Consider the following 15,695-nt stretch of genomic DNA (forward strand, 5'->3'; position numbering starts at 1 on the left):
AATCGAAAAGAGGAAAATGTATGCAAAACTTTAAGAGTTTAATTGTGGATTCAAAAGATTCAGAAGTTTACACAGAATTACGTTCTATTGGAATAGACGACTTGTCTCAAGGTGATGTCGTTATCGAAGTGCATTATTCTTGCGTGAACTACAAAGATGCTCTAGCTTCTAAAGCGGGTACTGGCGTTATTCGCAACTACCCTATGGTTTTAGGAATCGATTTGAGCGGAGTGGTGGTTTCTTCAGAGTCATCTGATTTCAATCCCGGAGACGAGGTTTTGGTGACAGGTTACAACTTGGGTGTCAACCATTCTGGCGGCTTTAGCGAATATGCACGTGTCCCCAGCGAATGGGTAGTGCCTTTACCGGAAGGTTTATCGTTGAAGGAAGCAATGATCATAGGAACAGCTGGTTTTACTGCGGCTCAATCGGTGTATTATTTGGAAGAATCGGGAATGTTTCCAGAAAAAGGACCTGTCTTGGTTCAAGGCGCAACGGGCGGCGTAGGAAGTTTTGCGATAGCGATTTTGAGAAATTTGAACTACACCATCGAGGCCGTGAGCCGCAAGAAAGAAACTTCCACAGCTTATTTAACTGGTCTAGGAGCAGATACCATTTTGCATCCTGATGAAGTTCGCTTAGACCCTTTAAAACCGTTGGCTAAACAACGTTGGTCAGGTGTGGTGGATCCTGTAGGCGGAGAACAACTGCCGCACTTATTTGCTCAAATCAAGAGCTTTGGGGCTATCGCATTGAGCGGGAACGCTGGCGGTATCAAATTCGACTCTACCGTTTTGCCGTTTATTTTACGCGGCATTCGTTTGATCGGAGTAGATTCTGTTAACTGTCCATTAGACCTTCGACGTCGTTTATGGGAGTTGTTGAGTTCTGAATGGAAACCTGGTGACCTAGAACAACTGATTGACCAAGAAGTGACTCTTCTAGAACTGCCGAGTGCATTTGAGAAGATTCTTGCTGGAAAAATGACTGGACGCACATTGGTTAAAGTAAAATAAAGGTAAAGCCCTCTACGGAATCATCCGCAGAGGGCTTTGTTCACTTTACTCTGACCATGGCATCTTATTTTCAATCGTCTTGGCAAATTCTTCGTGAAATGAGCGGCTGGACATGCGTCTGGCTTTTCTGCTTTCATAGCCGCTGCAGATAAATTGTTCTTCTTTACTCGTAGGCTCGACCAAAGGAACCATTCGTTTTTCGCCTGGAACTTTCGATACGGCCACGAAAGTAATGAAACTTGTCGCTGCCAAATACCGCTCACCAGAAGACAGTTCTTCTCCCATTATCTTGCAGAACACTTCCATGGAAGTATTTCCTGCACCTGTTACATAGCTCTCGATACAAACAGAATGGTTTTCATGTATGGGATGTAAAAAATCCAATGTGTCCATTGATGCCGTAACCACATCGCTGCGACTGTGACGAGAAGCAGAAATCGATGCTGTATCATCAATATAACTCATTAATCTCCCTCCGAATAATGTCCGATGGGAATTTACGTCACCAGGAAAGACACGGTGCGTCTGTACCACTTTTGATTCCCAGCATTTTTTTACTTCTCGAGATTGATTTGTCATTCTAAAAGCCTCCATATTTATTACTGTGCTTATTATAACACGATTCGAGTTCCATACCTTTTTCTGCTTTTTTTTCTTATTAAAACTTATGGATTTTTTATTTGTAACCGATTTATTTCAATATCTATTATGGTATGATTGACTCGACAGAAACGTTCATCATGCTTAAGAATAGGAGAAATCTATGAACACTTATTTAATCATTTTCACGATTATTTTGTGTATACTGTTTCTTTCACTTCGAATCATAACTATCTTAAAAGTCCGTAAAGGAGACTATTCTTCTCGTTTCGTTCGACACCTGTCTTTTTTCCCTGCCGAACCCATCAATACAGATTATGTAACGGAATCAACTCGTTTAAAAATCACTCAGTTAGTTATCGTTAGCGAAGTTATAGACATCATTGGTTTCGCTTTCCTCCTATGGCCTTCTGATAACTTTCTTTTAAAATATTTTTTAGTATCCATCATTTTCTGGTTACTTCCTTATTTCTTCTTCAAGAAACGCTTATACCACTACTTAGAACTATAAATATCAATAAAGAGAACTTGTCTATGATTACAGGTCCTCTTTGTTTGCAGCTATCTATATACTTGTAAATAAAACCATTACACTGATTCCTAAAATCCCAAATGCCATTGACCACAATAAATTTTGTGTTTTATAAGCTATGTAAAAAACCAACAATGTCGGGAGCAGCTTCACGTTTTCTAGTGGATGCACATTCACTTCACTGTTCCAAAAAAAGACATCTGAAAACACCAACGCTGAAAAAATCGATACTGGAATGAAAGACATCCATTTGACAAGCTTTTCGGGAACTTTTCGGTTGCTCAGCACCAGCATTGGTACGAATCTCGGCAAATAAGTCACCACAGCCATTCCTAAAATCAACATCACTATGCTACTATTCATTTTGAACCGATTCTCCTTCCGCTGCTTTTTTCTTTTCTCTTCGCTCATCTAATAGATACCCTACGAATGAGGCAATGACCGCTGCGATCACTAAAGCAATATTGTGATTCAGCAATACCATCAATAGAACCGATAAAACTCCTGCTACCAATCCAACAATAACAAAGATGCGTGATACGAATTGACTCACCAACATGCAAATAAACATGGCGATCAATACGTAATTCATGATCGTTGTATTGAAGGCGAAAGTACTGCCTATGTATCCGCCAAGAATCGTACTAAATACCCAGCTGGAGTAAGCTAACAAATTCGTCGTCAACGCGCTATCTGGAGTCCATTCTTTGTCTGTTCTGAATTGAGTGTAGTTCAATGCATACGATTCATCTGCCAATGTATGACTGTACAACATCAAAAAAGGCATAGATTTCTTTTTGAAAAATGGCGCTATACTAGAACTCATCAATAAATGACGCAAATTTAGAAAGAACGTCATGATGATGATCGACGGTATCGTTGCTCCAGCTGTCAGCATGGATGCAGCCATAAATTGACCTGCTCCAGCGAAAACCAATGTGCTCATTAAGCCAATTCCAAAAACACTTATTCCTGCTTCATACAGCAGCATCCCACAAGCCATTCCTAATGGAACATAACTCAACATGACCGGAAAAACGACTTTAAAACCTTTTGACCAAACTTCTTTTTCCACTCCTTCACCCCGCTTATAAAGATTAAGAATTATTATAGCATAACAAACTCCTCTTTCAGTTAAAGAAAATGGTTTTCTCTAGTATAATAAGGAAAAGTCCCTAGTGGCTTATTTCTGGTTCTATCCACAAAGGTATGGGGACAACCCATTTCATCAAAAAGGAGCGAAGCAATGGAGAATTATCCACAAACAACGTATGACGAGAAAACGAATTTTATTAAATGGCTGGCGATTTTGACGATGACGATCGATCATATTGGTGCTTATCTTTTACCTCAATACGGTATTTTGAGAATCATCGGCAGAATTTCTTTTCCACTATTTTTATACACAACTGTCCTTGGGACCCAAAGAACACGGAACTTTAAAAAGTACCTTTTTCAATTGGTCGTATTTGGAATTATTTCTATCCCTGTCACTTTAGGCAGGATCAATATCTTATTCGCTCTTTCTTTATTAGCTTTATCTATAAAAGATAAGCGTTTCTTTATTCCTTGCTTGATCGCCAGTTATTTTGTGGAATACGGAATTTACGGTTTTCTTTTAGGATGGGCAATCTATTGGCTGGTTTCAAAAGACCGTACTCTTGGAATCATCGCTTATCTTGTTATACATTTGGCTGTTTTCTCATCTATTCAAATATACGCCTTGCTATCGTTAGTGTTGATACTATTCAATAGTTATCCTCATATAGTGCGTTTCCCTAAATATTTAGGTTATGCCTACTACCCGCTTCACTTGGCAGTGATTCATTTGATCGCTTCACTATGAAGGATAAAATTAAAAACCTTCCACAGTCATGAAAACTGTGGAAGGTTTTTAATTAATTGTTTATTTGCCAGCTAAAATGTCGTAAATCAACGGCAATGGTTTAGCTTCATCTGCGATTGTGATGCATTCCCAGATTTTTTCTTCTACATCAGGGATTTCTTGTTGGTTGCTGTGGATAGTTAACAATGCTTCGCCTTTAGCCACTTTGTCCCCAACTTTTTTGTGTAAAACTAATCCGACAGCTAGATCAATCTCGCTCTCTTTTGTTGCACGTCCGGCACCTAACATCATAGACGCTACACCAAGTTGATCCGCCACTAATTCAGCTACGTAACCGTCTTTATGTGCTAAAACTTCTGTTTGATAAGCAGCTTTAGGCATTAAGTCTGGATCATCTGCTACATCAGGATTTCCGCCTTGTGCTGCAACAAATGTTTTGAAGACTTCTAAAGCTTTTCCATTGTGCAAATTAACTTCTAACAAGTCTCTTGCTTCATCAAGATCTTTACCAACACCTGCAAGGTGAGCCATTTGGCTTCCTAATGTCAAACATAGATCCACAACGTCAGCTGGTCCATGACCTTTCAACGTATCGATCGCTTCTTGGACTTCTAGAGCATTTCCGATAGCAAATCCTAGAGGTTGACTCATGTCAGAAATAACAGCCATTGTATTACGACCTACATGGTTACCGATTTTCACCATTGCATCAGCTAAATTGCGTGCATCTTCAGGAGTTTTCATGAACGCTCCGGCACCAGTTTTCACATCTAAAACGATGGCATCTGCTCCGGCAGCTATTTTTTTACTCATGATCGAACTAGCAATCAATGGAATAGAATCTACTGTGCTGGTTACATCTCTTAAAGCATATAATTTTTTATCGGCTGGAGTTAAGTTTCCGGATTGTCCGACAACAGCTACTTTATGTTCATTTACTTGTTTTACGAACTCTTCTTGGCTCAATTCCACATGGAAACCTGGAATGGCTTCTAATTTATCGATTGTTCCGCCTGTGTGTCCTAATCCTCTACCGCTCATTTTAGCGATTGGTACACCAACACTGGCTACTAATGGAGCTAAGATCAAAGTTGTTGTATCACCCACTCCACCTGTGGAATGTTTGTCTACTTTTACTCCTTCGATTTGGGATAAATCGATCTCATCTCCTGATTTGACCATACTCATGGTTAATGCACCACGTTCAGCATCTGTCATATCTTCAAAATAGATCGCCATCAACATAGCGCTCATTTGATAATCAGGAATCTCATTGTTTGTGTATTGCTCGATCATCCATTGAATTTCTTCCGTACTCAATTCTTTTTGATGTTGTTTTTTGTGAATCAAATCTACCATTCTCACTCAATATCATCTCCCTATCATTAGTACAAGAATAGTGTAACACACTTCAATAAGATAGCGTTTTCTTTCTTATGATTAGTTTGTGTCAAGTTTTTCTCGAGCGTCCTATTACTCCGCTAGTTTAGGCACTCTATTTTTGTACACTTGTCAGCTACCGCACGGCTCCACCGTTTGCTGGCCCATCTTATGGAAGAACGTTCCTAAAACCAGGAACCTCCTCCCATAAGACAGGAATTAACGAAAACTTTTAATTAATTGTCCTATTGCTGATGAACGAGAGGCATATAATGGAATCGTCCCATTCTTTGCACCAACTGATTGCCGTGTTTTCTCATGCAATAACGACGATAAACGAACCGTTTGTTTCAACTTGCGTTGTTGCCGAGTACTTCTATTTTGCTGATGAAGATAGGCTTCGCGTAAGGTGTGATTGAACATGCCTTGTTTTACTTTTACCATAGCTTCACAGCCTTCTGCGCTCCAATGCATCCCACGTTTTTTCATTCGAAAAGAAATATGCCGTTGATTCGACTCCATTGCGCCTAAACCTCTTGCGTCCTTCGGCACTTGTTCTGCTTTTTCACGCCAGTCGAAAATCCGATCCCAATTCCGTAATACGTATGTTCTGAACGTATTCAATTTTTCCACTGCCGGTGTCTCGTCTAATGTACTTTCATACGTATCCAACCAAATAGTTAATTCATCTAAATCATGCGTTTTTAATGCTTGACGGACATGCTGTTTAAAAACGTTAGTTTGCGCTCCAAACGCGCGGTTTAAGCCTTGGAAGACATGATAAGAGTCTAGTTGATTTAAAACAGGATAGTTCGATTGAGAAAAAGCTTCTTGGAATTTGTCTGCGGTATACCCTTGTCCACCGTCACTATTGGTAATGATTTGAGCTTGCTGCAACGAATAACGGCTCGCTGTAAAGGCTTGAACTTCTGCCCAAAAACCAGCGGTTTTTTTAGTCGTCATGATGGCTTTGGGTTCTTTTAAAGAGACGCGCTTTCCGTTTTTCTCCCAGCCTTCGTAAAGGATGGCATGACGAACTTCTAAGCTTTTTTTCTTTTCTGTCCCACGTACAAAAACCCCATCCGCTTCGGCGTAAAAATAGTCCACCTTTTTTCCTTCGGGCAACTCCGTGGCTTCTTCTAGTTCCAATACATTTTCTTCATCCTCACGTGATTGTGCTGCTCCAACGCGTTTAAGAAGACTGCCGACTGTTTGATGACTCAGCGTAATGGCCGTCCATTCGTTTAGAATAGCTGCGGTATCTCGATAAGTAGCTTTACTCACCAACTCTGCCACTTTTACTTCTACTAGTGGGCTATGGCGTTGATATTTTCGAATGCCTAACCATTCATCTAGTGGATAATGGTTCTGATTATTAGTATCCACCATTAGCGTACGCCGGTACCGAACGGGACCGAAGATAAATTGAACCGTTTTCCAATCGTCTCGTTTCACTTTCCAGCCTTCCTGTTGTTTTTCCTCTTTGATCACTTGATTAATGTTGGTGAAAATCTGACTCATTAATTGAGCGAACACATCATACATGTAGACTTGAATAGCTTCCTCTGTATCTATTAAATTGCTTGAATCCTTTATTATTTGATAAACCTTTGATATAATCTTATCCATAAGAAGGCCTCTTTCATTTATGTATTTGCCGTGCAAAGCATACATTTATGATAAAGTGCCTTCTTTCTTTTTTCCAGTAAAATTATTGGCTCTCGAGAACTATTTTACACATACTATGATTATGAGAAATTTCTAGTAAAATAACCGGCTGTTCTTAATACAAAAAAGACCGAAAAGTTTCCTTTTCGATCCTTTTGCGTTTTTTACAGGTAATAACCTCGTCCAACAGAATTCACTGAAGAATATTTCTTTTTACGAATCAACGTAAATAGAAAATATCCTGTGTGGACGATGAATACAATAGATGCATAACCCATTAAAAATAAAATGAGATTATCAGTCGGAATGTTTAATTCATCGTATAAAATGCCTGAAAAATAAGAGGCAAAAATTACTGTGATGAATGAACTGAAAGAAGTTCCCCAGAGTGCTAGAGCAATCAATTTATTCTCTTTCACTTTCTTAATAAACGCTGAAGCTAACACGATAGTTAATGTGATAGCTAAAAATACAAAAACAAGCCGAAATGACGACCAGTATAGTGTGTATATAGGACTCATCTTATCCCCCCTAATAGTTTGTTATTTATGTAAGCATCTTTTTGGAAACGATTACTTAAGTTATTATAGCATATTTCGTTTATCCTAGAAGGGAAATTTTCTTCTTTTACATCATCCTTAACAAATGCAAAAAAAGCCCAAACTGATTGACCAGTTTGGACCCATTTCATTTTTTTAAAATTATCTGGCTTCTAAAATTTCTACGCCGTTTTCGCCTCCGACAATCACGGTATTCACACTGTCTAAAAACAGACCATGCTCTACCACACCTGTCAAACTATCCAACCATGTTGCTAATGAATGTGGCTCTTCAATCACTTCCATATGTAAGTCAATGATGTAATGCCCTGCATCTGTCACCAATTTTTCGTCGCTTTCCGTTTTTCTGAACGCAGGTTTATACCCTTTTTGTTCAAATGTGCGGAACAACTGTTGGCTTCCATAAGGAATCACTTCTATCGGTAATGGAAAAGCTCCTAGTTGTTCGACCATTTTACTGTCATCAACGATCCAGATCACTTTATCCGAATTGTCGGCAACTATTTTTTCGAATAAATGAGCCGCTCCGCCACCTTTGATGCCTTGAAAGTCTTTGCTGATTTCATCTGCTCCGTCTATTGTCAGATCAATACGGTCGACTTCATCCACACTTTTCAATGGGATGCCTAGTCCTTCAGCTTGTTCTTTTGTACGATTAGAAGTAGTTACTCCAACGATCTCCAATCCTTCTTTCACACGTCTTCCAATGGCTTCTACCATATAATAAGCTGTTGAGCCTGTGCCCAACCCTACTACCATTCCATCTTTTACATATTCTGCAGCTTTTTCTCCAACCATTTCTTTCAAGTTCATCAGATAACTTCTCCTCATCTTTAGTATTCTTGTTGCTGATTAAGCAGCATACACCAATTCAAAGCGTTCGAACACAACTTCCATTTTAGTAGAAAAAGATTCGCCGATCGATTGACATTCTCTTTTGAAAAATTCTTTATGAACGTCTGACCAATATTCTACTGTTCGATCTCCCTCACCTTCAGCTATGGCAATGTCTTCCGTCACTTCGTCAAACGGAAAAACTTTCACTTCCAAGTTTTGGATGATCCCTACTGCTTGATCGTCTCCATCGAGAATCACTGAATAGGTTCCAACTTGCGGCAAATCTGCACCGTCGATTTCATACATTCTTTTTAGGCTGCAAGTAGCCGTTTTTAATCCTGCCAAAACCAAAGCTGCCAATTCATCTGCTGATTCTTTCGTATCTCCAAAAGACCAAACATCGTATTTCTCCGGCAAATTTGTAATTTGCTGTTGAAAACTCTCCCACAAATCTTTTGCTGACTCATTCTCCATTTTTACACCTTAACCTTATCTATAAATCTATCTGCTGCACCTAAGCAACTCATAGTTTCTTTAAACCCTCACTGTCTACTATCATACTCTTTTCTAGTCAATTTGAAAACTTATTAAGCATGTGATTCCGTTAAAGTTTCTCTCATCCAAAAAAGAGGCTCAGCACCTTTGTTAAAAGACGCTGAACCTCTTTATAAATAATCAATTGCGGTGCATTTTGAACCTCAAGAAGTAATCATTATAGATACCAATGTATTCTTGTCCTAAGTTTTCATATACTTCTAAATGTTCCATCGTATCTTTTGAAGGATAAAATTGTTCATCTTCAGTGATCTCAGCCGGCATAATGTCCAATGCCGACAAATTTGGTGTGGAATAACCAACGTACTCAGCATTTTGAGCAGCATTTTCCGGATCTAACATAAAGCTGATAAACGCGTAAGCAGCTTCCGTATTTTGAGCTGTTTTAGGGATGACAAAGTTATCAAACCAAAGATTCGAACCTTCTGGTGGAATAACATACTGTAAATCTTCATTTTCCCACATCATGTCCGCAACTTCTCCAGAAAAGGTTACCGCGATCGAGCTTTCTTCTTGGATCATATACATTTTGATTTCATCAGCAACGACTGCTTTTACATTTGGTGTCAATGTATCCAATTTTTCAGCAGCTTCAGCTAACTCTGCATCGTTTTTAGAATTGACGGAGTACCCTAAACTGTTTAACGATAATCCGATCACTTCTCTAGCGCCGTCAATCAACATCAAGTTGTCTTGAAATTCAGGTTTCCACAAATCATCCCAATGTTCAATAGAACCTTCTTCAATAAACTTTGTGTTATAAACGATTCCTAACGTTCCCCAGAAATAAGGCATTGAATATTGGTTGCCTGGATCAAATGCCATATCCAACAAATCAGGATCTAAATGCTCCATTCCTTCGATTTTAGAATGGTCCAATTCGATCAGCATATCCTCTTCAATCATCCGTTCAATCATGTATTCACTAGGAACAGCCAGATCGTAAGCTGTTCCACCTTGGCTGATTTTAGTGTACATCGCTTCATTCGAATCAAACGTCTCATAAGAAACCACATAACCCGTTTCTTCTTCAAATTTAGTGATCAGCTCTGGATCGATGTAATCTCCCCAGTTGTACAAATTCAATGTGTTTTCACCGGTAATTCCTTGCGCTTGGTCCAATTTGTTGGAAGAGTAATACAAAACTCCGCAAGCTGCTAGAATAATGGCTGCCAACGTTACCAATCGTTTCATAGTAAAGTCACCGCCTTAGCATTCTTTTTACCGTTCTGTTTGTGTTTTTTGCTCATGTTGTATTGTTGGATAAAATAGTATCCGATCACTAGGATCAATGCAAATAAGAACATTAATGTACTCAAAGCATTGATCTCCAAAGATACACCTTGACGTGCGCGAGAATAGATTTCTACCGCAAGCGTACTGAATCCATTTCCAGTAACGAAAAACGTTACGGCGAAATCATCTAACGAATACGTAAACGCCATAAAGTAACCAGCTAATATCCCAGGCGTGATCGCCGGCAAAACGATTTTTGTCAGTACTTGCAGATTCGTTGCACCTAAATCTTGAGCTGCTTTCAACATCGTCGGATTCATTTCTTGCAACTTCGGCAATACCATCAAAACAACGATTGGAATACTGAAAGCTACATGAGACAACACCACTGAAGTGAAACCTAATCTAAAACCGATAAAGGTAAACAGAATCAAAAAGCTGGCTCCAATGATAACATCTGGTGAAACCAATAAGATATTGTTCATGCTCAAAAAAGTATTGCGCATTTTGCGGTTTTTAACGTAATAAATGCCGATGGCTCCAAAAGTTCCTATCACAGTTGCCAACAAAGAGGCCAACAATGCTACCAGAAACGTGTCCAGGACTATTCCCATCAACCTGGTATCTTCGAATACAGCCGCATAATTGTCCCATGTAAAGCCAGTAAACGACGTCATCGTTCCGCCCTCATTGAAAGAGTAAAAAATCAAATACATGATCGGAGCATATAAGACCACAAAAACCAACAACAGATATAAATTTGACCATTTAAAGTTTTTCTTTGTCATTTTTTATGAACTGCTCCTTTCTTTTTCTTTTCTCCTGTCACCAACATCATTAAGAACATCGCTATGATCAAAATGACCCCGATCGTCGAACCCATTCCCCAGTTTTCTGTTACTAAGAAATGCTGCTCAATCGCTGTCCCCAATGTAATCACTCGGTTCCCTCCGATTAAGCGTGTCAGCATGAATAAGGATAGTGACGGGATAAATACAGCTTGAACACCGCTTTTTACGCCATTTAGGGATAACGGGAAAATCACTCGTCTAAATGTTTCCCAACTATTTGCCCCTAAATCATTACTGGCTTTCAAATAAGAAGGGTTCATTTCTTCCAAAGCATTGTAGATCGGTAAAATCATAAACGGGATCTCAATATAAGAAGCTACCAATAAGAAACTCATATCTGTAAACAAGATTTGTTGACGGCCGATTCCAGTAAAACTCAAGAAATCATTGACCGTTCCATTCATACTAAAAATGCCGATAAATGCGTAAGCTTTTAACAATAAATTGATCCAAGTCGGTAAGATGATCAACAACAGCCATAATTGCTTATGTTTCGTTCTCACCAGCAAATATGCTGTCGGATAGCTGATCAATAAAGTGAACAACGTAATCAAAAATGCATAAAAGATAGAATTGAATGTCATCGTCAAATACGTTCCTGACTGAAAGTACGTTGCGTAATTAGCAAAAGTAAAGTTTCCTTGGATGTCAAAAAATGATTGATACAAAATCAATATCAATGGTGCTACTACGAATAGGAGCAGCCAAATCGAATAAGGTACAAAATAAAATGTTTTTGTTTGTTTCATTTTTTCCCTCCTACTCCTCTTCGTAACTTTCTAGACGTGCATCGAACTCTTTCTCTGTCTCTCCAATACGCATTACGTGAATATCTTCAGGATTGAAGAACAATCCGACCATTTCGCCTACTGTTGCTTTCTTCGTTGAATGAACCATCCATTCATTTCCTTCACTGTCGTAGCCGATGATCTCATAATGCACACCTCGGAATAGTTGTGTATCTACTTTGACAGTCAATTTTCCTTTTTCAGGCGTCGTAAGTACTAGATCTTCTGGCCGAATGACTACTTCTACTCGTTCATTTGCTGCTATTCCAGCATCCACACATTCAAATGTGCGCCCGACAAATGAAATCTCGTAGTCTTGGATCATCGTTGCTTCAACGATATTGCTTTCCCCAATAAAGTCCGCTACATAACGGTTGATCGGCTCATCATAAATATCCACAGGAGTTCCGCTTTGAACGATTTTTCCGTCCTTCATAACGAAAATCTCATCGCTCATCGCCAAGGCTTCTTCTTGGTCATGAGTAACGAAAACAAAAGTGATACCTAATCGTTGCTGCAATTCGCGCAATTCGTATTGCATGTCTGTTCTCAATTTCAAATCCAGGGCTGATAAAGGTTCGTCCAGCAATAATACATCTGGTTCATTGACTAACGCTCGAGCAATGGCCACACGTTGACGCTGACCACCTGACATCTCACTGATCGCACGGTTTTCATATCCTGACAACCGCATCATCTTTAAAACAGAAGCCACTTTTTCTTCAATCGTTTTACTGTCCATCTTTTTGATTCGCAATCCAAAAGCAATGTTTTCAAATACATTCATATGCGGGAATAGTGCATAATCTTGAAAAACAGTATTGACTGTTCGCTTGTTCGGCGGCACATCGTTGACTTTTTCTCCATTGATCGTCACAGTACCTTCTGTTACTTCAGTAAAGCCTGCGATCAAATTTAAAATGGTCGTTTTTCCACAACCAGAAGGTCCTAATAGGGTATAAAACTTGCCACGTTCAAGTTTTAGATTGATGTTTTTTAATACAACATCTTCTTCATATTGTTTCTTTACATTTTCAAACGTAATAATTGGATTTTCTGGCATTTTTCTGGACTCCTTTTTGTCTCAATCTATTGGTTATACTTCTTAATGACAAGTGAAATGCTTTCAAGTACTTTTTATAAATAGGATTCTGTTACCACCATCAGCAAATGACTTTCTCCATCCGCTTGGTTGAAAATTTGATGAGTCTCATTCGCGTGATAATAAATCGCGTCCCCTTTTTTGGCGTAGTATCGATTCAAACCGATTTCAATACAAACAGCCCCTTTGGTCACGTAGGCAAATGTTTCTGCCATCGATGGAGGAAATTCTTTAAAGGCTCCATTTTTTTCCAGTGTCAGTTCGATGGGTTCCATCTCGTTCTCGTTCGATTCTGGTACCAGCCATTGAATAGTGTATTGGCTGTCCACTGATTCAAAATGGGTCCGGTCACTCTTTTTATACACTACTTTTTGTTCTTCTTGTTCTTCATCAAAAAAATCTTTCGGACTACAACCCAACACTTCCAACATATCAAAAAACACATCCATCGAAGGCATACTCAAGTCTCTTTCTACTTGAGAGATATACCCTTTACTCAAATTAGTACGCTCTGCAAGTTCTTCTTGTGTCAAATTTTTCTGAATACGCAGATTCTTGATCCGATTACCGATTTCCATAGTTATACATCCTCATTTTTGTTTACTCTTATTAAACTAAAAAGCACAAAAGTGTTCTGTGACTAATTATTTTGTTTAGTAAAACCTCTTTTTATTATAGGGATTTCTATTCAAATTGCAATACTTTATGGATGAAAATTTGTGACTATAACATTGCTTTTATCTGCATTTGCGTGCTCTTTTTCTCCCAATATTGGAACATCAGCGAACGCAAGCGCGTTTTCTCATAAAAATTTTCCTTGTATACACAAAAAAACCATTCCAACTCAATGAAATGGTCTTTTGCTTGTCTATTCAATTTGCGAAGCGGGTTTTAGGAAAACTCTCTCACTAAGTCTTCGCCGATGATACGGACTTCTGTTTCTAATTGTACTTGATTGACCTCTAAGATCACTTCTTTGATATGTTCGATCAATTCAATGTAATCTGTCGCTGTAGCATGATCGATATTCACGATAAATCCAGCATGTTTCTCAGAGATTTGTGCTCCGCCCCACACTAACCCTTGCAGACCAGCTTCTTGGATTAATTTTCCGGTGAAATATCCAGTAGGTCTTTTGAAGACACTGCCGCACGAAGGAAATTCTAAAGGTTGTTTCGACTCTCTTAAGAACGTCAATTCATCCATACGTTCTTTGATCTCTTTTTTCTTGCCATGATCTAAAGCAAAAACAACTTCCAAAACGATATCGTGACTCTCTTGAATAGCACTATGACGATAGCTGAAGTCCAAGTCTTTATTTTTTAAGACTTTCAACTCGCCGGCAAGTGTTAAAACAGTCACTGATTCAATTGTTTCGCTGACTTCGCCTTCGTAGGCTCCAGCGTTCATATAGACTGCTCCACCAATACTTCCAGGGATACCGCAAGCAAATTCCAACCCTGTCAATTCAGCTTCATAAGCAGCATAAGACGTATCGATCAGACGTGCCCCGCTTTGTGCGATCACTTTTTTCTTCTCGATTTGAATCTGGTTCATTTTGGTTAAAATCAACACAACTCCACGGATTCCACCGTCTTTAACAATCAAGTTGCTGGCATTGCCTAGTACTGTTAAAGGAAGTTGTTCTTTATTGACCCATTCCACTACGTTTTTTACTTCTTCGATAGTGGTAGGAAAAACTAAAATGTCGGCTGGGCCTCCAGTTTTAGTGTACGTATACAAAGCTAAAGGTTCATTTTCTTTTACAATCAAATTAGGGAAATGCTTCTTAATTTCTTCAATTACCATCGCGTTAAAATACCCTTTCGTGTGGATAAAAAAAGATTCCACTTTATAATAATCTGAGCAAATTTCCATTGCTGACGAGAAATTTTTTCATTCTTATTTTGTAGTTTACCATGCAATGTTGTCTTTTTGTAGTTTGCTTTATGAAATAAATAAATTTTTAGCCATCTTTTAGAATAACTTTTGAACAAAAAGAGGTATGACAGAGTTTTCGCTCCACCATACCTCGTGCGGGTTATTTTAATTTGTTCAAATAGTCATAACGCTCAAATACTTCTGATTCAGCTATTCCTACCAGTATAGTACCGCCTTCAATACGATAATCAGGACTAAACGAGACATCCATCCGTTTTTGACTCGCTCTACGAACTCCGATAATATTGATCTCGTAACGTTTTCTTAAATCTAATTCATCAAATGTTTTCCCGATCCATGGTTCTGGCGGAATAAACTCGATAACGGCATAGTCCTCATCCAAATCAACAATATCTGTGATATGTCTTCTAATAACACTTTTTGCTACACGTGTTCCAGCTTCTTTTTCTGGACGAATCACTTTAGTAGCTCCAATTTCAAGCAGCACTTCCATAAATGATTTGTTTTTAGCTTTTGCGACGATAGTGGTAATGCCCAGTTTTTTACAGTTCATAACAGCTAGCACACTAGCCTCTAAACTTGTTCCCGTTGCAACTACTACAACATCACAATTCTCTAACCCAATACTTTGTAAGAAATCTAAATCTGTGATATTCCCTTGAACCGCTTGAGTAACATAAGGTTCAACCCGTTCAACATTATCCATATCTATGTCAACTGCTATGACTTCGCAATCGAATTCACTTAGTTCTTTTGCTATCGAAGAACCAAATACTCCAAGTCCCAATACACCAATTGTTCTAACCGCCATTTTAACTTTTC

General features: G+C 38.8%; 18 protein-coding genes. 3 read left to right on the plus strand and 15 right to left on the minus strand.

Translation table 11 applies throughout. The features are described 5' to 3' along the window. Positions 1–20: 20 nt before the first annotated feature. Positions 21–1,016, plus strand: coding sequence for a YhdH/YhfP family quinone oxidoreductase (locus LMF32_RS02450; protein ID WP_230523737.1), 996 nt, complete (start codon positions 21–23; stop codon positions 1,014–1,016). A gap of 45 nt (positions 1,017–1,061) precedes the next feature. Here LMF32_RS02450 and LMF32_RS02455 read toward each other — a convergent pair whose 3' ends face one another. Next, entirely contained in the window at positions 1,062–1,595 is a 534-nt protein-coding gene (locus LMF32_RS02455) for an acyl-CoA thioesterase (protein WP_230523738.1), read from the minus strand. 184 nt (positions 1,596–1,779) lie between these two features. On the opposite strand from LMF32_RS02455, the gene LMF32_RS02460 reads away from it, so the two are divergent. Beyond that, positions 1,780–2,127: a hypothetical protein gene (locus LMF32_RS02460; protein WP_230523739.1), complete on the plus strand. Its 348-nt coding sequence runs from the start codon at positions 1,780–1,782 to the stop codon at positions 2,125–2,127. Positions 2,128–2,181: 54 nt separating this feature from the next. Here the strand turns inward: LMF32_RS02460 and LMF32_RS02465 are convergent, their stop codons facing one another. Next, the gene (locus tag LMF32_RS02465) at positions 2,182–2,511 is read right to left on the minus strand and encodes an AzlD domain-containing protein (RefSeq protein WP_188203886.1); all 330 of its coding nucleotides are present in this window, start codon (positions 2,509–2,511) and stop codon (positions 2,182–2,184) included. After that, positions 2,504–3,223 carry an AzlC family ABC transporter permease gene (locus tag LMF32_RS02470; protein ID WP_230523740.1) on the minus strand — a complete coding sequence of 240 codons (720 nt, stop codon included), beginning with the start codon at positions 3,221–3,223 and terminating at the stop codon, positions 2,504–2,506. The genes LMF32_RS02465 and LMF32_RS02470 overlap by 8 nt, the downstream gene beginning before the upstream one ends. Positions 3,224–3,394: 171 nt before the next feature. Here LMF32_RS02470 and LMF32_RS02475 point away from each other — a divergent pair, with 171 nt between their 5' ends. Continuing rightward, entirely contained in the window at positions 3,395–3,994 is a 600-nt protein-coding gene (locus LMF32_RS02475; RefSeq protein ID WP_230523741.1) for a TraX family protein, read from the plus strand. A 60-nt stretch (positions 3,995–4,054) separates the two neighbouring features. On the opposite strand, the gene LMF32_RS02480 is transcribed toward LMF32_RS02475, so the two are convergent. The 12 genes from LMF32_RS02480 to LMF32_RS02535 all read right to left on the minus strand — a co-directional run bounded on the left by LMF32_RS02480 (position 4,055) and on the right by LMF32_RS02535 (position 15,684). Next, a complete protein-coding gene (locus LMF32_RS02480; RefSeq protein ID WP_230523742.1) occupies positions 4,055–5,359 on the minus strand; it encodes a pyrimidine-nucleoside phosphorylase in 1,305 nt (434 codons plus the stop codon). A 234-nt stretch (positions 5,360–5,593) separates the two neighbouring features. Further along, on the minus strand, positions 5,594–7,003 hold the full coding sequence (locus tag LMF32_RS02485) for an ISLre2 family transposase (protein WP_230523743.1): 1,410 nt from the start codon (positions 7,001–7,003) through the stop codon (positions 5,594–5,596). A gap of 203 nt (positions 7,004–7,206) precedes the next feature. After that, on the minus strand, positions 7,207–7,563 hold the full coding sequence (locus LMF32_RS02490) for a hypothetical protein (RefSeq protein WP_230523744.1): 357 nt from the start codon (positions 7,561–7,563) through the stop codon (positions 7,207–7,209). 180 nt (positions 7,564–7,743) lie between these two features. Next, positions 7,744–8,415 carry a ribose-5-phosphate isomerase RpiA gene (gene rpiA / locus LMF32_RS02495; RefSeq protein WP_230523745.1) on the minus strand — a complete coding sequence of 224 codons (672 nt, stop codon included), beginning with the start codon at positions 8,413–8,415 and terminating at the stop codon, positions 7,744–7,746. A 39-nt stretch (positions 8,416–8,454) separates the two neighbouring features. After that, complete coding sequence (locus LMF32_RS02500; protein WP_230523746.1) at positions 8,455–8,913, minus strand: ASCH domain-containing protein; 459 nt, start codon at positions 8,911–8,913, stop codon at positions 8,455–8,457. 201 nt (positions 8,914–9,114) lie between these two features. Further along, positions 9,115–10,188, minus strand: a complete 1,074-nt coding sequence (locus LMF32_RS02505) for an ABC transporter substrate-binding protein (protein WP_230523747.1) — start codon at positions 10,186–10,188, stop codon at positions 9,115–9,117. Next, positions 10,185–11,018, minus strand: coding sequence for an ABC transporter permease (locus LMF32_RS02510; RefSeq protein ID WP_230523748.1), 834 nt, complete (start codon positions 11,016–11,018; stop codon positions 10,185–10,187). Before LMF32_RS02510 ends, LMF32_RS02505 begins: the two co-directional genes overlap by 4 nt. Then, the gene (locus LMF32_RS02515) at positions 11,015–11,830 is read right to left on the minus strand and encodes an ABC transporter permease (RefSeq protein WP_230523749.1); all 816 of its coding nucleotides are present in this window, start codon (positions 11,828–11,830) and stop codon (positions 11,015–11,017) included. The genes LMF32_RS02510 and LMF32_RS02515 overlap by 4 nt, the downstream gene beginning before the upstream one ends. A gap of 10 nt (positions 11,831–11,840) precedes the next feature. Next, complete coding sequence (locus tag LMF32_RS02520; protein ID WP_230523750.1) at positions 11,841–12,932, minus strand: ABC transporter ATP-binding protein; 1,092 nt, start codon at positions 12,930–12,932, stop codon at positions 11,841–11,843. 74 nt (positions 12,933–13,006) lie between these two features. Beyond that, positions 13,007–13,549 carry an XRE family transcriptional regulator gene (locus tag LMF32_RS02525; RefSeq protein WP_230523751.1) on the minus strand — a complete coding sequence of 181 codons (543 nt, stop codon included), beginning with the start codon at positions 13,547–13,549 and terminating at the stop codon, positions 13,007–13,009. A 313-nt stretch (positions 13,550–13,862) separates the two neighbouring features. After that, positions 13,863–14,780: a UDP-N-acetylmuramate dehydrogenase gene (murB, locus tag LMF32_RS02530; RefSeq protein ID WP_230523752.1), complete on the minus strand. Its 918-nt coding sequence runs from the start codon at positions 14,778–14,780 to the stop codon at positions 13,863–13,865. A gap of 232 nt (positions 14,781–15,012) precedes the next feature. Next, entirely contained in the window at positions 15,013–15,684 is a 672-nt protein-coding gene (locus tag LMF32_RS02535) for a TrkA family potassium uptake protein (RefSeq protein ID WP_092479245.1), read from the minus strand. Positions 15,685–15,695 lie beyond the last annotated feature (11 nt).

This window comes from Desemzia sp. C1, assembly GCF_020882875.1.
Classification (GTDB): Bacteria; Bacillota; Bacilli; order Lactobacillales; family Carnobacteriaceae; genus Desemzia; species Desemzia incerta.